The sequence below is a fragment of the Inquilinus sp. CAU 1745 genome (assembly GCF_039839375.1).
Classification (GTDB): Bacteria; Pseudomonadota; Alphaproteobacteria; order DSM-16000; family Inquilinaceae; genus JBDOQU01.
Genome location: NZ_JBDOQU010000006.1, coordinates 226211 through 244287, shown reverse-complemented (window position 1 = coordinate 244287; position 18077 = coordinate 226211). Strand labels below are relative to the sequence as shown.

Annotated in this window: 19 protein-coding genes and 1 pseudogene; 10 read left to right on the top strand and 10 right to left on the bottom strand. The window is 67.2% G+C overall.

The annotated features are described in order from the left end of the window. Positions 1–672: 672 nt before the first annotated feature. The 6 genes from AAFN89_RS10055 to AAFN89_RS10030 form a co-directional block, all read right to left on the bottom strand. Positions 673–879: a hypothetical protein gene (locus AAFN89_RS10055; protein ID WP_347538608.1), complete on the bottom strand. Its 207-nt coding sequence runs from the start codon at positions 877–879 to the stop codon at positions 673–675. Positions 880–962: 83 nt separating this feature from the next. Next, the gene (locus AAFN89_RS10050) at positions 963–1679 is read right to left on the bottom strand and encodes a hypothetical protein (protein WP_347538606.1); all 717 of its coding nucleotides are present in this window, start codon (positions 1677–1679) and stop codon (positions 963–965) included. A gap of 128 nt (positions 1680–1807) precedes the next feature. Beyond that, entirely contained in the window at positions 1808–2785 is a 978-nt protein-coding gene (locus tag AAFN89_RS10045; protein ID WP_347538604.1) for a DUF4892 domain-containing protein, read from the bottom strand. 71 nt (positions 2786–2856) lie between these two features. Next, a complete protein-coding gene (locus tag AAFN89_RS10040; protein ID WP_347538602.1) occupies positions 2857–3729 on the bottom strand; it encodes a sugar phosphate isomerase/epimerase family protein in 873 nt (290 codons plus the stop codon). A gap of 3 nt (positions 3730–3732) precedes the next feature. Beyond that, positions 3733–4923 (bottom strand): dihydrodipicolinate synthase family protein, encoded by a 1191-nt coding sequence (locus AAFN89_RS10035; RefSeq protein WP_347538600.1) that lies wholly within the window; start codon positions 4921–4923, stop codon positions 3733–3735. Then, the gene (locus tag AAFN89_RS10030; protein ID WP_347538595.1) at positions 4913–6100 is read right to left on the bottom strand and encodes a Gfo/Idh/MocA family oxidoreductase; all 1188 of its coding nucleotides are present in this window, start codon (positions 6098–6100) and stop codon (positions 4913–4915) included. Before AAFN89_RS10030 ends, AAFN89_RS10035 begins: the two co-directional genes overlap by 11 nt. 116 nt (positions 6101–6216) lie before the next feature. Between AAFN89_RS10030 and AAFN89_RS10025 the strand changes: the two genes are divergently transcribed. The 8 genes from AAFN89_RS10025 (at position 6217) to AAFN89_RS09990 (ending at position 14114) form a co-directional block, all read left to right on the top strand. Further along, a complete protein-coding gene (locus AAFN89_RS10025) occupies positions 6217–7062 on the top strand; it encodes a sugar phosphate isomerase/epimerase family protein (RefSeq protein WP_347538593.1) in 846 nt (281 codons plus the stop codon). Positions 7063–7189: 127 nt separating this feature from the next. Then, positions 7190–8215 (top strand): tripartite tricarboxylate transporter substrate binding protein, encoded by a 1026-nt coding sequence (locus AAFN89_RS10020; RefSeq protein WP_347538591.1) that lies wholly within the window; start codon positions 7190–7192, stop codon positions 8213–8215. A gap of 78 nt (positions 8216–8293) precedes the next feature. Continuing rightward, the gene (locus AAFN89_RS10015; protein ID WP_347538589.1) at positions 8294–8800 is read left to right on the top strand and encodes a tripartite tricarboxylate transporter TctB family protein; all 507 of its coding nucleotides are present in this window, start codon (positions 8294–8296) and stop codon (positions 8798–8800) included. A 13-nt stretch (positions 8801–8813) separates the two neighbouring features. Next, positions 8814–10343, top strand: a complete 1530-nt coding sequence (locus AAFN89_RS10010) for a tripartite tricarboxylate transporter permease (protein WP_347538587.1) — start codon at positions 8814–8816, stop codon at positions 10341–10343. Further along, positions 10310–10993, top strand: coding sequence for a TetR/AcrR family transcriptional regulator (locus tag AAFN89_RS10005; protein WP_347538616.1), 684 nt, complete (start codon positions 10310–10312; stop codon positions 10991–10993). Before AAFN89_RS10010 ends, AAFN89_RS10005 begins: the two co-directional genes overlap by 34 nt. A gap of 6 nt (positions 10994–10999) precedes the next feature. Next, positions 11000–12424 (top strand): mandelate racemase, encoded by a 1425-nt coding sequence (locus tag AAFN89_RS10000; RefSeq protein WP_347538585.1) that lies wholly within the window; start codon positions 11000–11002, stop codon positions 12422–12424. A 153-nt stretch (positions 12425–12577) separates the two neighbouring features. Then, positions 12578–12754: a hypothetical protein gene (locus AAFN89_RS09995; RefSeq protein WP_347538583.1), complete on the top strand. Its 177-nt coding sequence runs from the start codon at positions 12578–12580 to the stop codon at positions 12752–12754. Continuing rightward, entirely contained in the window at positions 12741–14114 is a 1374-nt protein-coding gene (locus AAFN89_RS09990) for an amidase (RefSeq protein WP_347538581.1), read from the top strand. The genes AAFN89_RS09995 and AAFN89_RS09990 overlap by 14 nt, the downstream gene beginning before the upstream one ends. Before the next feature lie 5 nt (positions 14115–14119). Here the strand turns inward: AAFN89_RS09990 and AAFN89_RS09985 are convergent, their stop codons facing one another. Together AAFN89_RS09985 and AAFN89_RS09980 are read right to left on the bottom strand one after the other, a co-directional pair. After that, complete coding sequence (locus AAFN89_RS09985; protein ID WP_347538578.1) at positions 14120–14506, bottom strand: VOC family protein; 387 nt, start codon at positions 14504–14506, stop codon at positions 14120–14122. Between the two features lie 44 nt (positions 14507–14550). Further along, positions 14551–15024 (bottom strand): MarR family transcriptional regulator, encoded by a 474-nt coding sequence (locus AAFN89_RS09980; protein WP_347538576.1) that lies wholly within the window; start codon positions 15022–15024, stop codon positions 14551–14553. Between the two features lie 83 nt (positions 15025–15107). Here AAFN89_RS09980 and AAFN89_RS09975 point away from each other — a divergent pair, with 83 nt between their 5' ends. Together AAFN89_RS09975 and AAFN89_RS09970 are read left to right on the top strand one after the other, a co-directional pair. Continuing rightward, entirely contained in the window at positions 15108–16253 is a 1146-nt protein-coding gene (locus AAFN89_RS09975) for a homogentisate 1,2-dioxygenase (RefSeq protein WP_347538574.1), read from the top strand. Between the two features lie 12 nt (positions 16254–16265). Next, complete coding sequence (locus AAFN89_RS09970) at positions 16266–17297, top strand: fumarylacetoacetate hydrolase family protein (RefSeq protein ID WP_347538572.1); 1032 nt, start codon at positions 16266–16268, stop codon at positions 17295–17297. Between the two features lie 120 nt (positions 17298–17417). On the opposite strand, the pseudogene infA reads toward AAFN89_RS09970, so the two are convergent. Both infA and AAFN89_RS09960 read right to left on the bottom strand, forming a co-directional pair. Continuing rightward, positions 17418–17633, bottom strand: a pseudogene (gene infA / locus AAFN89_RS09965) (translation initiation factor IF-1); the annotation flags it as partial. Positions 17634–17763: 130 nt separating this feature from the next. Continuing rightward, positions 17764–17970: a cold-shock protein gene (locus AAFN89_RS09960; RefSeq protein ID WP_347538570.1), complete on the bottom strand. Its 207-nt coding sequence runs from the start codon at positions 17968–17970 to the stop codon at positions 17764–17766. Positions 17971–18077: the final 107 nt, after the last annotated feature.

Sequence of the window (18077 nt, the reverse complement as noted above, 5' to 3'; positions counted from 1 at the left end):
GGTTGGTGCAAGACGAGCGGGAAGGGGCCAGGCCAGCATACGGTCTACCGATCGGGCGACCTCGAATCCAACGGCCTCCTTCCCGCTCCCATCATAGCAACCATCCAACACACAGGAATCCATAGGCCATGGCCGTCTCACGGGACGGCGTCAGCGTAAGCGGTGACCTTGCCAGCGGCCACCGTCCCATGAATGCCGGATCAAGTCCGGCATGACGATTTTGGGAAGAATGCGGAATTCCCATGGTTCGACAGGCTCACCATGAGGTGGGAGGAAGATTCCCCCTTTGTTGGTCATTCCGGCCCCCGAGCCGGAATCCATAGGCCATGGCCGTCTCACGGGACGGCGTCAGCGTAAACGGTGACCTTGCCAGCGGCCACCGTCCCATGGATGCCGGATCAAGTCCGGCATGACGATCTTAGGAAGAATGCGGAATTCCCATGATTTGACAGGCTCACCATGAGGTGGGAGGAAGATTCCCCCCTTTGTTGGTCATTCCGGCCCCCAGAGCCGGAATCCATAGGCCATGGCCGTCTCACGGGACGGCGTCAGCTTAAGCGGTGACCTTGCCAGCGGCCACCGTCCCATGGATGCCGGATCAAGTCCGGCATGACGATTTTGGGAAGAATGCGGAATTCCCATGATTCGACAGGCTCACCATGAGGGGCGTGGTCAGGCCGGATTGTCGTCCGGTTCCGGCGCTTCGGCTTCGTTCTCTCCCGTCCATCCGGGGCCGACCAGGTTGGTGCCGGGATCCGCGACGCGGGTGCTGGGCGAACTGAAGACCTGCCAGGACAGCCGGGGGTCCAGCGGCAGCACGTAGCCGATGCCGATCGCTACCACCAGGGCGACGACAATTCCGGTAAGCATCGTTTTCATCGCGCCTCTCCCTTTCTTCTTCATTCTTTTCGATCATACCGCAGAAAGCGCGGCAACGCGATGGAACGCCGCCTCTCCGGACGTTACTGGGCCTGCGATTCCGTCTGCTGGTACTGGAGGTCGAGCGCCGTCAGCGCCAGGAGGGCCGGCGGCATGGCGACGCCCGCCAGCCTCAACTCCCGCGCGGCGTCCTTGCAGGCCTGGATATCGTTCGCCGCGGCCAGATCCTCGGCCTGATCCACCGTCATGACCTCCAGCTTGGACGTGGTCGTCGGCTCGGTGGGCACCGGCGCGCTCAGGCTGGATGTCTGCTGCGCCTGCTCGTTGTTGGAATTGGACTGCGCCGCGTCGCCGGATTGCGGATCGGGGGCGGAGTGGGCGGCGGCGTCGCTCCCGGAAGCTTCCCCCGGAGTCCCTTCACCATCCTGAGTCGTGCCCTCGCTTTCCTGAGCCGTGCCCTGGCTTTCCGGAGACCCTTCCTGGTCTTCGCTCTGGTTTTCGCCGGACTGCTCCTGCTGGGCGGGCGCGGCCTCGGCGGCGGGTTCCGGCGGCGGCGTCTGCATGAAGGAGAGAAGCTCCTGGCACAGATTGGCCGGCTCCCCCGCATCCGGCTGCGGGGTCGGCGGAGGCGCGGCCTCCGCTTCCGTCTCCGGCGCGGAGGTTGCCGGCGCTTCTTCCTGCGCCGGAGCATCCTGGGCCTGTTCCGGCCCCGCGTCGGGCGTGCGGGGCGTCTCGTCCGTCTGTGCGAATGACGGCCCCGCCGCCAAGGTGAAAAACCCGATAAGGAGTGCTTTTCTCATCGCCCGGTGCTCCTCCGTAAAGAGTTTGCCGACCAGCCGTCTCCGCGCCGCAAATGCAGCGGCGGGAGCCACATTATAGCAAGGTTCGACCCCGGCGGCGCGTTCCCGGATTTATGGAAAAAGCTGATTCAGCCTTCAGCGGGACGTTCCACCAGTTCCACCCTGCGGTTGAGCGCCCGGCCTTCCTCCGTCCGGTTCGAGGCGACGGGGGCGGCCATCCCGACTCCCACCGGCGTCAGCCTCTCCGCCGCGACGCCGTAATCCCCGACCAGCGCCTCCACCACGCTGGCGGCCCTCCGTTCGGAAAGGTCGCGATTATAGTCCAGCGCCCCCTGGGCGTCGGTATGGCCGACCACCAGGACGTCGAGGTCGGGATTGTCGGTGAGCAGCTTGCCGACCTCATCGAGCTGGGGCCGGGATTCAGGGCTTATCGCATCGGAGTCGAAGTCGAACAGGATGCCGTAGATGGCGACCCGGCCGTCGGCCGTCAGATCCTGCTCCATTGCCGTCGCCTCGACGACGACCATGTTCCGCTCCATCGGCTCCAGTTCGATGATGTCGAGCTGGATCATCGACCGGTCCTTGCTGGGGCCGCCGCTGGCGTTCTTCGTGACATAGAGCGACACATAGACATCGCCTTCGCCCCGCGTCAGGCGCGCGGAGAGGTAGCGATGGCTTCGTTTGTCGCCCCAGATGTCCATGGAACGATCGCGTTCGGCGAAGTTGGCGAAGTCGTACGCGCTGCCGCATTCCGCCTCGTCGCAGGCGAAGAGGGGCTTGAAGCCGGCGGCCGCCAGCGCCTGCTCATAATTCCTGAAGACCTCCAGCACGCTGCGCTCCGCCGGCGCGCGGTAGGTGATCCGCGTCAGCGCGCCCTCCAGCTCCAGGACGGACTCCGGGTTGGCCTCGATGCCGCCGCCTTCCAGCGGCCCTGTCAGCAGCGGGTATTCGGTGAAGCTGACGGTCTCGTACTTGACGATCTCCGACCCTTCATAGCGCGGGACCAGCGGATGGTCGGCGCTGCCCTCGACATCCTGGGCGTTCGCCGCGCCGAAGCACAGCAGGATTGCGACCGCCGTCGCCGGAAATATTCCTGTCCAACGCATCCCCTGTCCCCCTCGTCCGATTTGTCGTTATGGAAACACAACGGACGGAAGGGATCACGGAAAGAATGGTGTCAGCAGACCGTCCGGTAGCGATCGATCATGGTCGCCAGCACCTCGTCCATCGGCCGCGACCACAAATGGTCGGACATGATCTCCACCTCGCACGCGCCGTCGAAGCCCTGGGCTTCGACCGCCCTGCGCAGGCGAGGCAGGTCGATAACGCCGTCGCCCATCATGCCGCGATCGTTCAGCAGATCCTTCGTCGGCACCAGCCAATCGCAGAGATGGAAGGCATGGATGCGCCCGCCGGCCCCGGCGCGGGCGATCTGGTCATAGACCTCCGGATCCCACCAGACATGGTAGACATCGATCGCGACGCCGAGGCGGAGGGCGCCGTCCGGGTCCAGCCGGTCGCAGATGTCGAGCGCCTGGCGCAGCGTGTTCACGCAAGAGCGGTCGGCGGCGTACATCGGGTGCAGGGGTTCGATCGCCAGCGGTACGCCAGCAGCGGCCGCATGTTCGGCCAGCGCGCCTATGCCGTCCTCCACCTGGTCCCGCGCCAGGTCGATATCCCTGATCGGGACGGACCCGGGACGGGAGAACTGAGGCAGGCCACCGACGACCAGCACCAGACAGGGCGCGCCCAGCGCCGCCGCCTCGTCCACGGCGCGGCGATTGTCGTCCCGTTCCTCCGCCCTGCGGGCGGCGTCGGCGGGGAACATGCCGCCCCGGCAATAGCCGGAGAGCCGGAAGCCGCCCTCGCGTACGGCGCGTACGGCCTTGTCCAGCCCCACCGCCTGCACCTGGTCGCGCCAGGGGGAGACGCAGGAGATTCCGTGACGCCCCGCCGCCGACAATATCTCCAGCAGGTCGCCCTGCTTGCGAACCGTGGCGGTGTTGAGCGACAGGTGGCGGAGTTCGCTATCGGCCGAAAGATCGCGCATCACTCAGCCCACCCCGTGAAGGGCGAGCAGGGAGCGCATCCGCCGCGCCGCCAGGTCGGGATCGGCGAACAGCCGGGCGCGGTCGGCCAGGCGGAACACCTCCGCCAGATGGGTGACGGAGCGCGCGCTCTGCTGGCCGCCGACCATGGTGAAATGGTCCTGATGGCCGTTCAGCCAGGCCAGGAAGACGATGCCCGTCTTGTAGAACCGCGTCGGCGCGGCGAAGATCAGGCGGGAGAGCGGCACGGTCGGCTCCAGCGCCTCCCGGAATCCCGCCTCGTCGCCGGCCGCCAGCCTGGCTAGCGCGGCGGAAGCGGCCGGCGCGATGGCGTCGAATATGCCCAGCAGCGCGTCGGAATGGCCGTCCGCGTCGCCGGCGATCAGGTCGGCGAAGTTGAAATCGTCGCCGGTATACATCCGGACGCCGGGCGGAAGCTGGTTCCGCATCTCGATCTCCCAGGCCGCGTCCAGAAGCGAGATCTTGATGCCGTCCACCTTCTCCGGATGGGCGCGGATGGCGGTCAGCGCCGTCGCCATGGCGGCGCGGATGTCGGCGGAGCCCCAATATCCGGCAAGCTGCGGGTCGAACATGTCGCCCAGCCAATGGATGATTACCGGCTCCCGCGCCTGGGTGAGCAGCCGGTCGTAGACCTTGAGATAGTCGTCGGCCGACCGGGCAACGCGGACCAGCGCCCGGCTGGCCATCAGAATGATCGGCGATCCTGCCGCCTCGACGGCCTCGAACTGCTCCTCATAGGCGCCGATCACGTCGTCCAGCGTGCGCGCCGCGGCCGGATCCAGATGATCGGTGCCGGCCCCGCTGGCCAGCCTCCGATGGCCGTCGGCCTTGGCCGTCGCGGCCGAGCGGCGGATCAGTTCCAGCGCCGTCGGCCAGTCGAGCCCCATGCCGCGCTGGGCGGTGTCCATCGCCTCGGCGACGGAGAAGCCCAGGCCCCAGAGATGGCGGCGATAGGCGATGGTGGCGTCCCAGTCGATCGCTGAGTCTACCCATGGATCGTGCGGGACCAGCGGGTCAGCGACGACATGGGCGGCCGCGTAGGCGACGCGGTTGAACACCGCCTTCGCTTTGGCGGGGAAGGGGCTGGCCGCGCCCATGTGATATTCCTCCAGCCGCCCGTCATTCGTGGGCAGAAGCAGGGCGGGCGCGCCGATGGCGGAGGAATCAGCCGGCATTGGCGGCCTCCCGGACGCGGGCGGCGCTTGCGGTCAGGGGCGGCACATCGACCCAGCGGCGTTCCTTCCAACTCTCCAGCGCCAGTTCGACAAGCTGTACGCCCTTCGCGCCCTCCATCAGCGTGTACCGCCAGGGCTCGTCGTCGACAACGTGGCGGATGAACATCTCCCATTGATGACGGAAGCCGTTGGCGTAGGTCTCGGTGTCCGGCACCTCCTGCCAATCGGCATGGAAATCGTCCGTCCGCTTCTCGTCGGGGTTCCAGACCGGCCGGGGCGTCGCCATGCGCTGCTGGATCTTGCAGCCCTGCAGGCCGGCGATGGCCGATCCGTGAGTGCCGTCCACCTGGAAGGTGACCAGATCGTCGCGATAGACCCGCGTCGCCCAGGAGGAGTTGATGTTGGCGATCACGTCGTCTTCCAGCGTGAAGGTCGCGTAGGCCGCGTCGTCGGCCGTCGCCTTGTAGGCATTGCCGGCCTCGTCCCGCCGTTCGGGAATGTGCGTCGCGCCCAGGCAGGTCAGGCTTTTGACCTCGCCGAAGATGTTGTCCAGCACGTAGCGCCAGTGGCAGACCATGTCGAGGATCATGCCGCCGCCATCCTCCGCGCGATAATTCCAGGACGGGCGCTGGATCGGCTGAAGGTCGCCCTCGAAGACCCAGTAGCCGAACTCCCCGCGCACGGAGAGCATCCGGCCGAAGAAGCCCGAATCGCGCAGCATCTTCAGCTTCATCAGGCCGGGCAGGAACAGCTTGTCCTGGACGACGCCGTTCCTGACGCCCTTCTCCTCGGCAAGCCGGGCGATAGCGATCGCTTCGGCCAGATTGGTCGCGATCGGCTTCTCGCAATAGACGTGTTTTCCGGCCTCGATCGCCTGGCGCAGCAGCGTCGGCCGCATCTGAGTCGTCGCCGCGTCGAAGAAGATCTCGTCCTTCGGGTCGGCCAGGGCGGCGGAAAGGTCGGTCGTCCACCGCTCCACCTTATGGCGGCGCGCCAGGGCCTCCATCTTGTCCGCGTTCCGGCCGACCAGGATCGGGTCCGGCATCACCCGGTCCCCGTTGGCGAGCGGCACGCCGCCATCGGCGCGGATGGCCAGGATCGACCGGATCAAATGCTGGTTCATGCCCATTCGTCCGGTGACGCCGTGCATGATGATGCCGAGGCGGCGGGTAGCCATTGTTCGTTTTCCTCCGGGTTGGACGAACGATCGTTGATTTTCCTCTTTCCTATAAGTAACAGATTAGTTACTCGTCAAGCGAGCGGTTTCATCCGCCAACCGATGGGAGGTGCGTCATGACGGGCATGGAAGGCCGTCCGGACTATCCGTTCCGGTTCGCACTGTGCAACGAGGTGCTGCGCGACCTGCCGTTCGACCGGCAATGCGCCGTCGCCGCCTCGCTGGGCTATGACGGGCTGGAGGTTGCGCCCTTCACGCTGGCCGACGATCCCCGCACGCTGACGCCCGCCCAAATCGACCGGCTGGCCCGAACGGCCGCGGCGGAAGGCGTCGCCATCACCGGCCTGCACTGGCTCCTGGTCGCGCCCGCCGGCCTCTCGATCACCGATCCGGCCCCGGATGTCCGGCGGGAGACGGCGTCGGTCATCGCGGCGCTTGTCGGCCTCTGCCGTGATCTCGGCGGCTCTGTCCTCGTCCACGGCTCTCCGAACCAGCGGCGGCTCGCCGGCCATCCGGACGGGCGGCGGACGGCGCTGGATCATTGGGCCGCCGCCGGCGCGCTGGCGGCCGAAGCCGGCGTCACCTACTGCATCGAACCGCTGGCTGAGGGGGATTTCATCCATACCGTCGGAGAGGCGGTGGCGGTGCTGGACGAGATCGGATCGCCGGGGCTGGCGACCATGCTCGACGCCTCGGCCGCCGGCGCGGCGGAGATCCTGCCCGTCGCCGAAGTGCTGGACCGCGGCCTCGCCGACGGCCGGATCGCCCATCTGCAGGTCAACGCAATCAACCGGAAGGCGCCGGGGCAGGGGCCGGAACGGCTGATCGACCTTTTCCGCGTGCTGGCGAAGCACGGCTATCGCCGCACCGTATCGGTCGAACCCTTCATCTACGAACCCGACGGGATCGCGTCCGCCGCCTTCTCCGCCGGCTATCTGCGCGGGCTGTGGGAGGGGCTCTGATGGCGCCCCGGGCGGCGCATATGGATGAGATAACTATCTAGTTATTTACAAGCGGCCAAAACGCATTCTACGATGACGGGATGGTCAACTGGACGCGTGACAGTCCGAGATCAGGGAGGAGAAATCCATGAACAGCAAGTTTTTGATGGCCGCCATTTCGGCGACCTGCATCATGACCGGCGGGGCCGGCGCGCTCGCGCAGGAATGGCAGCCCGACCGGCCGATCAACATCATCGTGCCATGGTCCGCCGGCGGGTCCACCGATCAGGTGACCCGCGTCGTCGCTCCGATCCTGGAGGAGGCGCTGGGCCAGCCGGTCGTCGTCGTCAACCAGCCGGGCGCTTCCGGCGCGACGGGGACGCAGGCGGTGCTGGACGCGCCGCGGGACGGCTACACCTGGACGGCCAACGCCATCGCCAACAACGCCACCTACGCCGTGACCGGGCTGGTCCCGAACACCTCGATCGAGGATTATCAGGTCTATCTGTCGGTCGCGAACATCCCCGTGGTCAGCGTCCATCCCGACGCGTCGTGGCAGGATATGGGCGAACTCCTGGAGGCGATGCAGTCCGACGATCCGCCCACGGTGGCGACGGCGGGCGTCAATTCCTCCGGCGGCATGGCGCTGGCGGCCATCAATGAGGCCAGCGGCGGCGAAGGCCGGATGATCTCCTACGATGGCGGCGGGCCGGCGACGATCGCCACCGCCGGCGGCGAGGCGCAGGTGACGACCCAACTCGCGGTCGAGCAGGCGGAACTGATCAAGGGCGGCAAGCTGCGCCCGCTGGCGGCGCTCTCCGACCAGCCGCTGGAGATCGAGGGGATCGAGGAGCCGATCCCGCCGATCACCCAATGGCTGCCGGACATGCATGTCGCGCTGGACTATTTCGGCATTCTGATCCCGAAGGGGGCGCCCCAGGAGGTCTACGACACCGTGGACCAGATCTGGGAGGAGGAGGTGATGACCTCCGAATCGCTCCGCACCTACGCCCTGGAACGCGGCGCCGTCTTCGCCCCGGCCTATGGCGAGGAAGCGATGGAGAAGGCGATGCCGGTCATCATCTCCGAAGCCTGCGCCCGCGTGGATCGCGGGGAGGCCGTGGTCCCGCCGAGCGAGTTCGGCATAGACTGCGAGACGATGACAGCCGAGTGACGACCTGAAAGGACCGGCCGGGCGACGCAAGATGCTAAGCGGCGCCCGGCCGTTTCCGTGAGGGGGAGAACGACAAGAATGGCCGATCACCGCATGGCGCGCGCGGACCTGGCGACAGGAGCCCTGCTTTTTGTCCTGGCCGTCGCCGTGATCTACGGATCCTGGACGATGGACCGGCTGGAGATCCGTCAGATCCACCCGCTCAGCGTTCCCGGCCTGACGCCGGGGCTGCTGGGTATCGCGCTCGGCCTTGCAAGCGTGCTCCTCATCGTCCGGGCCACGGGAATCCTGCGGCGGCCCGCAGCGGGCGATGCGGAGGAAGGGTCCGACCGGGGCTCGACCGAACGGCTGCTGGGTGTCATCGCGGTCTGTCTCGTCTATGCGCTGGGCCTTGTCGGACGGATGCCGTTCTGGCTGGCGACGGCGATCTTCGTGGCTGCCTTCATTGCGATCTTCGAATGGGACCGTGGCGGCCCGCCCGCCCGGCGATATGCGCGGCTAGCCTGGGCCCTTTTCCTCGGTGTCGCGACGGGGATCGCCGTGACGTACGTCTTCCGCGACCTGTTCCTCGTCCGCCTCCCGTGACCTGAGATCGATCATGCAGGGTTTGGAGTTACTCTTCGGCGCGCTGTGGGACCTGATGTCCTTCCAGACGCTGTTCAACGCGGCCTGGGCCGTGCTGCTGGGCATCATCGTAGGCGCGCTGCCCGGCCTTACCGCCACCATGGGCGTGGCGTTGCTGACCACCCTCACCTACAAGCTGGTTCCTGATCAGGCGATCCTGACGCTGATCTGCATGTATGTCGGCGCCATCTATGGCGGCAGCCGCAGCGCGATCCTGCTCAACATCCCCGGCACGCCGGCAAGCGCCGCGGCGGCGCTCGACGGTTTCCAACTCGCCAAGGCCGGGCGCGCGGGCGAGGCGATGGGCATCGCCACCACCTCCTCGGCCATCGGCACGATCATCGGCACGCTGGCGCTGGCCGCCGTGGCGCCGATGCTGGCGAACGTCGCGCTCGACTTCCACTCATATGAATTCTTTTGGCTGGCCCTGTTCGGCGTCATCATCTCCGGCCAGCTCACGACGACGAAGGCCCCCGTCAAGGGCTACATCGCCGGCATCCTTGGCCTGCTGGTGGCGATGATCGGGATGGAGGGCATTCACGCCCATGTCCGCTTCGATTTCGGCTTCAGCGAGTTGAATGGCGGGATCGGCCTGATCCCGGCCATGGTCGGCGCCTTCGGCTTCGCTGAGGTGCTGAACGTGATGTATACGCGGCGCGTGGAGATGAAGCGCAGCAAGGTCGATCGCGTCATTCCCCGATTCGCCGACATCTGGCGCTACAAGGTCACCTCCCTGCGATCCGGCATCATCGGCACCTTCATCGGCATCATCCCGGGCGTGGGGGAGGATATCGGGGCCTGGGCCTCCTACGCGGCGGCCCGCAAATCGAGCAAGACGCCCGAGGAGTTCGGTAAAGGCTCGATCGACGGGCTGACGGCGGCGGAGACGGGGGACAACGCGGTCGTTCCCGGCGCTCTCATCCCGGCGCTGACACTGGCGGTTCCGGGGTCCGCCCCGGCCGCCGTGCTGATCGCCGCGCTGTTCATCCACGGCGTTCGCCCCGGCCCTATGATCATGATCGAACAGCCGCAGTTCGTTTACTCGATCGTCGGCATGTTGTTATTCGCGACCCTTGGCATCCTCGTCTTCGGCCTGCTGCTGACCCGCCCGCTGCTCCACGTCCTCAGGATTCCCCGCGAAAGGCTGATGCCGATCGTGTTCGTCCTCTGCGTGGTCGGTCCCTACGCGCTGACCCAGCGGATGTTCGATGTCTGGGTGGTGCTGTTCTTTGGCATCGCGGGCTTCATCCTCAGGCGGATGGACTATCCGATGGCCCCGCTGGTGCTGGGCATCATCCTCGGCGACCTCTTGGACAAGAACCTGCGGCGCGGGCTGGTGTTGAGCGAGGGCGACCTGACGCCCTTCTTCATGCGGCCGATCAGCATGGTTTTCTGGGTGGTCATCCTGCTGACCATCCTGTTAAGCATCGGCCCCGTGCGTAGCGGTTCCACCGCCCTGGGGAGGCGACTCTGGCTGAAGGCCCAATCGATAACGGCGCGCTGACGCTCGACCGGCCCGCTCCGGAGCGGCGCCGGCAGCGGCAGCGGAACCCGGCGCTGACGAAGCGCGACATCCTGGTCGCATCGCGGGAGGAATTCTGCGAATACGGCTTCGAAGGCGCGCGCGTCGACCGCATCGCCGAACGCGCGGCCGCCAACAAGCGCCTGCTCTATCACTATTTCGGGAACAAGGAGGCGCTCTATTCCGCCGTCCTGCTGGACGCCTACCGGGAGATCCGGCAGGGCGAGAGCAAGCTCCACCTGAAGGAGCTGTCGCCGGAAGACGCGATGCGGAAGCTGGTCAGCTTCACCTTCGACCATTTCCGCAAGAACCCCTGGTTCATCCGCCTTCTGGCGACGGAGAACATCCTGCGGGCGGAATTCGTGAAGCGGATGACGGAGATACCGGAAATCCACTCCCCGATCGTGGAGCAGATCAGGACCGTGCTGGCCGCCGGGCAGAAGGACGGGATGTTCCGGCCGGGGGTGGACGCGGTGCATCTCTATATCTCGATCGCCGGTCTCAGCTATTTCTATTTCTCCAACATCCATACCCTGTCGGTGATCTTCAGCGTGCCGCTGGATTCAGTTGACGAACTGGCGGCCCGGCGCGCGCATGTGCTGGACGTCATCCTCGGCTATCTGAGAGCCTGAGGAGAAATGGCGGGACCTGTGAAATTCCGCGTCGACGCGATCGAGCTGTTCGAGCGTCCGGTCCGGTTGCGCCTGCCCTTCCGCTTCGGAATCGTTACGCTGATGGAGACGCCACAGGCCTTCGTCCGCGCATCGGTCACGCTCGAAGGCGGGGGAAGCGCAGTCGGGGCGGCGGCGGAATTGATGGTGCCCAAATGGTTCGACAAGGATGCCTCCCTGTCGAACGAGGCGAATGTGGACCAGCTTCGCCGCTCGGCGGCGATGGCGCGCGGCCTCTATCTCGACGGCGTCCCGCGTTCCGCCTTCGGCCATTTCGCCGCCCATCATCGCGACCAGTTCGAAGGCGCGGCGGCCGAAGGGCTGCCGCCCTTGGTCGCCGCCTTCGGCCCGGCGCTGATCGACCGGGCGCTGATCGACGCCTTGGGCCGCGCGCTCGGCCGCTCCTTCTATGACCTCGCGGGCGGCAATGCGCTGGGCCTCGCGGCGGACCCGGCGCTGACCCCGGACCTCGCCGGCTTCGATTGCGGCAGGTTCCTCGCGGGGTTGCGGCCGGCCGACAGGATCGCGGCCCGTCACACGGTTGGGCTGGTCGATCCCCTCACGGCGGCCGATGTCGCGGAACGGCCGGCGGACGATCTGCCCGTGACGCTGGAGGAGGTGGTCGCGGCCTACGGCCACCGCTGGTTCAAGCTGAAGGTCTCCGGCGACCTCGACGCCGATCTCGACCGCCTCTCGCGCATCGCTTCGGTATTGGACCGGACGGCCGGCCAGTACCGGGCGACGCTCGACGGGAACGAGCAGTACGGCTCCGCCGATTCGGTCCTGGAACTCTGGCGGCGGATGGCGGAAACGCCGGCGCTGTCGCGCCTTGCCGCTGCCATCGCCTATATCGAACAGCCGATCGCCAGGAGCCGGACGTTCGAGGAGCCGGTAGGACCGCTTGCCGCCGAACGGCCGGTCATCATCGATGAGGCCGATGCGGCCCTCGACGCCTTCCCGCGCGCCGCCGCGCTGGGCTATGCCGGAATCTCGTCCAAGACCTGCAAGGGGGTCTTCCGGTCGCTGCTCAACGCGGCGCGGGCGGCGAAATGGAACGAAGAAGAGGCCGGCGCGTCGCGCTTCTTCCTGTCGGCGGAAGATCTGACCACCCAGGCCGGCCTCGCCGTCCAGCAGGACCTGGCGCTGGTCAATCTGATCGGCCTCCGCCACGTCGAACGGAACGGCCACCATTATGTCGACGGCTTCGGCACCGCGCCGCCGTCGGAGCAGGAAGCGTTCCTGGCCGGCCACCCGGACCTCTACCGCGCGACGGAAGACGGCCCGCGCCTCGCCATCGCCGCCGGCGACCTCTCCATCGCCTCCCTCGCCCACCCCGGCTTCGCCACCACCGCCCACCCCGACTTCGCGACGATGCTGGAGATGAAGGGGTGACGGCGGGGCGGGCGCGGACTATATTCCTGACATAATGGCCGCCGAACCTTCTCTCATTGGTCATTCCGGACTTGATCCGGAATCCATGGGCCCTCACCGCTTCACCGGGGGCGAAGGAACGGCGCCGTCCCGGCGATCATCGACGCCGCATGGATGCTGGATCAAGTCCAGCATGACATTGTTTTTTCTGTTGTTTTTGTTGGTCATTCCCGACTTGATCGGGAATCCATAGGCCGTCGCGGCGTTGCCAGCGACGAAGAACAGGACACCGCCCCGGCAGTCGCCGACGTTTGGGGCCAACCGGAAATGATGACGAATGATGACAAATGATGACGCTTTTTCCGGTCGTCCCCTGGCGGCGCTGGCCCGGCTTCTGGAGACGGGGGAGGTCCGTTCCCGCGATCTGGCGGGCGCCGCCTGCGCCGCGATAGCCGATGAGGGGCGGGAAGGCGCGAAAATCTATCTGCATCACGATCCGGACCAGGTGCGCCGCGCGGCCGACGCCAGCGACATGGCGCGGCGGGCGGGGCACGCGGCGGGACCGCTGGCGGGGCTGCCGATCTCCATCAAGGACCTGTTCGATGTGGCGGGCGAGGTGACGCGCGCCGGATCGACGGTGTTGTCGGACTCTGCGCCGGCCGATCGGGACGCGCCGGTGGTGGCCCGCCTGAAGGCGGCGGGTGCGGTGCTGACCGGCCGCACCAACATGACGGAATTCGCCTTCTCCGGCCTCGGCCTCAACCCCCATTACGGCACGCCGGGCAACAGCCGCGATCGCGAGCGGATTCCCGGCGGCTCCTCCTCCGGTGCGGCCATATCGGTGACGGACGGCATGGCCGCCGCCGCCGTCGGCTCCGACACCGGCGGGTCGGTGCGCATTCCGGCCGCCCTGACCGGGCTTGCGGGGTTCAAGCCGACGCGGACAGCGGTTCCGCTGACGGGCGTGCTGCCGCTCGCCTCCAGCCTCGATTCCATCGGGCCGCTGGCGCCCACCGTCGCCTGCTGCGCCCTGCTGCATGCGGTGATGAGCGGGACCGACCCTTCAGCCCTTCGGCCGATGCCGGTCGCGGGGCTGCGGCTGGGCGTGCCGCGCAACCATGTGCTGGAGGCGCTGGATTCGACGGTGGCGCGGCGGTTCGACCATGCGCTTTCCGTTCTCGGCAAGGCCGGCGCGCGGCTGGAGGATATCCAGGTTCCCGAATATGACGCGCTGTCCGCCCTGAACGCCAAGGGCGGCCTCGCCGCGCCGGAGGCTTTCGCCTGGCACCGGGACCTGCTGGCCCGGCGGGGCGGCGGCTATGATCCGAGGGTCCGCCTGCGCATCCAGCGGGGCGAGACGGTCCCGGTCGCCGACTATATCGACACGCTGGCCGCCCGGCCGCGGCTCAAGGAGAGCTTCGAGGCGCGGCTTTCCCGCTTCGACGCCTTCATCATGCCCACCGTGCCGGTCGTCGCGCCGGAGATCGCGCCGCTGGAGGCGGATGACGACCTCTATATCCGAACCAACCAGTTGATCCTGCGCAACCCGTCGACCGTCAACTTCCTGGATGGCTGCGCGGTGACGGTGCCGTGCCACGACTCAGACGATCTGCCGGTCGGGCTGATGCTGGTCGGTCCCGCCGGCGGCGATCGCCGTCTGCTGGAGGTCGCGGCCGCCGTGGAGCCGCTGGTCGCGCCCCATTCGGCCTGAGGCGTTCAGCCCGGCAGGTGACAGACGGCCTCGATATTGTGGCCGTCGGGGTCCAGTACGAAGGCCCCGTAATAGTTCGGATGGTAGTGGGGGCGTAGGCCGGGCCCGCCATTGTTCGCCCCGCCAGCCGCCAGCGCCGCCCGGTGGAACTCATCGACGATGGCGCGGCTTTCGGCTGTGAAGGCCACATGCACCGGCGATTGCAGTGGTGCGCCGTCGCCGATCCAGAAGAACGGCTTGCCGTTCGCCCCGAAGCCGAGATGAGCGCCGCCGCCGGTCTGCTCCGCCGTCACCTCCATGAGGATCCCGATGCCCAGCGGGGCCAGCGCGGCCTGGTAGAACGCCTTCGAACGCTCCAGATCGGAGACGGCGAAACCCATATGATCCAGCATTTGCGATCCTCCCTGTTTGGCTGCCATTATAGCACGAAACAGCGTCAATCCTCGTGACCGCCCGGCGCCAGGAACCGTTCGACCGCCTGCTCCAGCCCTGAGATCGCCGCTTCCGCCGAGGCGGGATCGTCCAGATGCCGGAGCAGGCCCGCCTCCAGCGCCCGGCCGCGGGCGGAGATCCTGTCGAACAGGTCGATCCCGGCGGCGGTGAGCGAGATGTCGACCAGCCGCCCATCGTCGCCATGGGCCGATTTGGCGACCAGCTTCTTCGCGGACAGGAGCGCGACGGCCCGGCTGACCGCCACCCGGTCCATGGCGGCGCGGTCGGCGATCTCCCAGACGCTCAGCCCCGCCCCGTTGCGCCGGTGCGCGCCCAGGATCGCGACCGCCCGCCATTCATGGATCGAGATGCCGAACTCCGCCTGGTACTCCCGCGCGAACCGGCGGCTGAGGCGATTGGCCAGCACCGATAGCCGGTAGGGCAGGAAGGCCTCCAGGCGGAACTCCGGCTCCGTCATCTCATTCCCTCTCGCATGGGGGTCAGCTTGACTCAAACACTGCATTTCATTACCAATGAAATGAATAACGCGAGGAGGACGCCATGCGCAAATGGATTCAGGTGCCGCGCGTCGAGGGCAGGGCGAGCCGCCAGGCCCATGCCGACCTGCCGCCGGGCACGTTCGAACGTGAATTGGGCAAGGAGGGCTTCTTCGGTCCGGCCTCCCACATGTACCACGCCCATCCGCCGACCGGCTGGACCGACTGGGAAGGGCCTCTCAGGCCCCGCGCCTTCGATCTCAACCGGATAGAGGGCGCGGTCGACAGCCCATGGGATGCGCCTGTCTTCCTGCGCAACCAGGCGGTGGAGATGCGGTTCTGGCGGGTTCCGGAGCGGATGAAGGATCTCGCCCGGAACGCCGACGGAGACCAGCTCCTGTTCGTCCATGAGGGCGCGGGCGACCTCTATTGCGATTACGGCCATCTGGCCTACCGCAAGGGCGACTATATCGTCCTGCCCCGGTCGACCATGTGGCGGCTGGAGCCGTCCGAGCCCACGGTCGGGCTGCTGATCGAGGCGACGGGGTCCAGCTATCAGCTTCCCGACAAGGGGCTGGTCGGCCCGCATGCGATCTTCGACCCTGCAATGCTGGACACGCCCGCGATCGACGAGGCGTTCAAGGCGCAGCAGGGGGCGGGGACCTGGAAGGTGCGGGTGAAGCGGCTGGGCGCGATCTCCACCGTCACCTACCCGTTCAACCCGCTGGACGCGGTCGGCTGGAAGGGCGACCTGGCGCCGGTGCGGATCAACGTCGCCGATTTTCGGCCGCTGATGAGCCACCGCTATCATCTGCCGCCCTCGGCCCACACCACCTTCGTCGCCGGGCGCTTCGTCGTCTGCACCTTCTGTCCCCGCCCGTTCGAGGAGGATGAGGGCGCGCTGAAGGTGCCCTTCTTCCACAACAACGACGATTATGACGAGGTGCTGTTCTATCACGCCGGCGACTTCTTCAGCCGCGACCATATTGAAGCCGGGATGGTGACTTTCCATCCCTGCGGCTTTACCCACGGGCCCCATCCCAAGGCGCTGGGCGCGGCCTTCAAGCCCCGGAAGAAGGCGACGGACGAGTACGCCGTGATGATCGACGCCCGCGATCCGCTGGAGGTCGGCGATCTGGCGGAGGGTGTGGAATGGACAGGCTATGTCGATAGCTGGAGAAGCCCGGCCAAGCCGGAAGCGGCGGAATAGGCGCGCTCACGCATGAAGCTCGGAAGCCTGAAGCACGGGCGCGACGGCCAACTGGTCGTCGTGTCCGACGACCTCTCCCGCGCCCGCGCCGTGCCGGAGATTGCTGGGACCCTGCAGCAGGCGCTGGACCGCTGGGCGGAGGTCGAGGACGATCTGCGGGCGGCCGCGCGATCCCTTGCCGATGGCGGGGGCGAGATCGATTTCGCCGCCGCCCTGTCGGCGGGCGAGGTGGCGAGCCCGCTGCCCCGCGCCTATCAATGGGCGGACGGGTCGGCCTATGTGAACCATGTCGAGCTGGTGCGGAAGGCGAGAGGGGCGGAACTGCCGGAGAGTTTCTGGCGCGAGCCCCTGATGTATCAGGGAGATTCCGGACGGTTCCTGGGGCCGCGCGACCCGATAGAGGCGCTGGACGAAGCCCACGGCATCGATTTCGAGGCGGAGGTCGCGATCGTGACCGACGACGTGCCGATGGGCGTCCCGGCCGACCGCGCGGCCCGGCATGTAAAGCTCGTCATGCTGGTCAACGATGTCAGCCTGCGCGGGCTGATCCCGGCGGAACTCGCGAAAGGGTTCGGCTTCTTCCACGGCAAGCCGGCTTCCGCCTTCTCCGCCGTCGCGGTGACGCCGGACGCGCTGGGCGAGGCCTGGCGGGAGGGAAAACTCCACCGGCCGCTCCTGTCGACACTGAACGGGAAGCCGTTCGGCCGGCCGGAGGCGGGGATCGATATGACGTTCGATTTCGGCCGGCTGATCGCTCATGCGGCGGCCACCCGGCATCTGCCCGCCGGCTCCATCATCGGGTCGGGCACCGTCTCCAACCGCGACGCCGACGGCGGCCCCGGCCGGACGGTGGCGGAGGGTGGGGCCGGATATTCCTGCATCGCGGAGATGCGGATGATCGAGATCATCGCTCAGGGCAGGCCGACGACGCCCTTCATGCGCTTCGGCGACACGGTTCGGATCGAGATGCTGGGCGGTAGTGGCCGCGACATATTCGGCGCCATCGACCAGCGGGTGGAGCGGGCGGTCCTTCAAGACCGCTGACAGCCATGAAAGTGCTGGCGCGGCCTTCTACCAAAAGCGGCGGCGCGCCGACGGTTAGCGGCGGCGGCGCGGCGGCGGACGGCGGTTGCCGCCGGCTCCCGGCGCGGGGGCGCGTTCGTCCTTGTGACGGTAGTTGATGCGGCCCTTGGTCAGGTCGTAGGGCGTCATCTCAACGGTGACGCGATCGCCGACGAGGATGCGGATGCGGTTCTTCTTCACGCGCCCGGAAGCATAGGCCAGGACTTCATGCCCGCTTTCCAACGAAACGCGGAACCGCGTCTCGGGAAGGACTTCGGTGACGTGGCCGTCAAATTCGATCAGATCTTCTTTTGCTATGACATCCTCCCTATCGACCGGATGGCCGATCCAACGAAAAAAGTCCAGCCAGCGCGGGAAGAACGTCCCGCGCCGCCGGACTCGAAGGTCCTTCGGCCAGGGGCGGCCCCAAAAGGCCGCCCCGCCCGAACTACTCGGTCTTCAGATTGGTCGCGGCGGTCTTGCCGTTGTTGCCGCGCTCCAGATCATAAGACACCTTCTGACCTTCATTGACGGTCGAAAGCCCCGCGCGCTCGACGGCGGAGATGTGCACGAACACATCCTGCCCCCCATCGTCCGGCTGAATGAAGCCGTAGCCCTTGGTGCTGTTGAACCACTTAACGGTGCCAGTGGACATGGTCGTCCTCCTTGATGGCGGTGGCGCCCGCGCGAACATCGCGAGGGCGCATCAAATGTCTTCGAGGGGACCCTGTTCCGGCGCCTTTGTAGGTGGGGTAGGCGACC

Bases quoted from the DNA above. Each gene is read 5' to 3' on its own strand.
- AAFN89_RS10055 (WP_347538608.1), bottom strand. From the start codon at position 879: ATGAAAACGATGCTTACCGGAATTGTCGTCGCCCTGGTGGTAGCGATC.
- AAFN89_RS10050 (WP_347538606.1), bottom strand. From the start codon at position 1,679: ATGAGAAAAGCACTCCTTATCGGGTTTTTCACCTTGGCGGCGGGGCCG.
- AAFN89_RS10045 (WP_347538604.1), bottom strand. From the start codon at position 2,785: ATGCGTTGGACAGGAATATTTCCGGCGACGGCGGTCGCAATCCTGCTG.
- AAFN89_RS10040 (WP_347538602.1), bottom strand. From the start codon at position 3,729: ATGCGCGATCTTTCGGCCGATAGCGAACTCCGCCACCTGTCGCTCAAC.
- AAFN89_RS10035 (WP_347538600.1), bottom strand. From the start codon at position 4,923: ATGCCGGCTGATTCCTCCGCCATCGGCGCGCCCGCCCTGCTTCTGCCC.
- AAFN89_RS10030 (WP_347538595.1), bottom strand. From the start codon at position 6,100: ATGGCTACCCGCCGCCTCGGCATCATCATGCACGGCGTCACCGGACGA.
- AAFN89_RS10025 (WP_347538593.1), top strand. From the start codon at position 6,217: ATGACGGGCATGGAAGGCCGTCCGGACTATCCGTTCCGGTTCGCACTG.
- AAFN89_RS10020 (WP_347538591.1), top strand. From the start codon at position 7,190: ATGAACAGCAAGTTTTTGATGGCCGCCATTTCGGCGACCTGCATCATG.
- AAFN89_RS10015 (WP_347538589.1), top strand. From the start codon at position 8,294: ATGGCCGATCACCGCATGGCGCGCGCGGACCTGGCGACAGGAGCCCTG.
- AAFN89_RS10010 (WP_347538587.1), top strand. From the start codon at position 8,814: ATGCAGGGTTTGGAGTTACTCTTCGGCGCGCTGTGGGACCTGATGTCC.
- AAFN89_RS10000 (WP_347538585.1), top strand. From the start codon at position 11,000: ATGGCGGGACCTGTGAAATTCCGCGTCGACGCGATCGAGCTGTTCGAG.
- AAFN89_RS09995 (WP_347538583.1), top strand. From the start codon at position 12,578: ATGCTGGATCAAGTCCAGCATGACATTGTTTTTTCTGTTGTTTTTGTT.
- AAFN89_RS09990 (WP_347538581.1), top strand. From the start codon at position 12,741: ATGATGACAAATGATGACGCTTTTTCCGGTCGTCCCCTGGCGGCGCTG.
- AAFN89_RS09985 (WP_347538578.1), bottom strand. From the start codon at position 14,506: ATGCTGGATCATATGGGTTTCGCCGTCTCCGATCTGGAGCGTTCGAAG.
- AAFN89_RS09980 (WP_347538576.1), bottom strand. From the start codon at position 15,024: ATGACGGAGCCGGAGTTCCGCCTGGAGGCCTTCCTGCCCTACCGGCTA.
- AAFN89_RS09975 (WP_347538574.1), top strand. From the start codon at position 15,108: ATGCGCAAATGGATTCAGGTGCCGCGCGTCGAGGGCAGGGCGAGCCGC.
- AAFN89_RS09970 (WP_347538572.1), top strand. From the start codon at position 16,266: ATGAAGCTCGGAAGCCTGAAGCACGGGCGCGACGGCCAACTGGTCGTC.
- AAFN89_RS09960 (WP_347538570.1), bottom strand. From the start codon at position 17,970: ATGTCCACTGGCACCGTTAAGTGGTTCAACAGCACCAAGGGCTACGGC.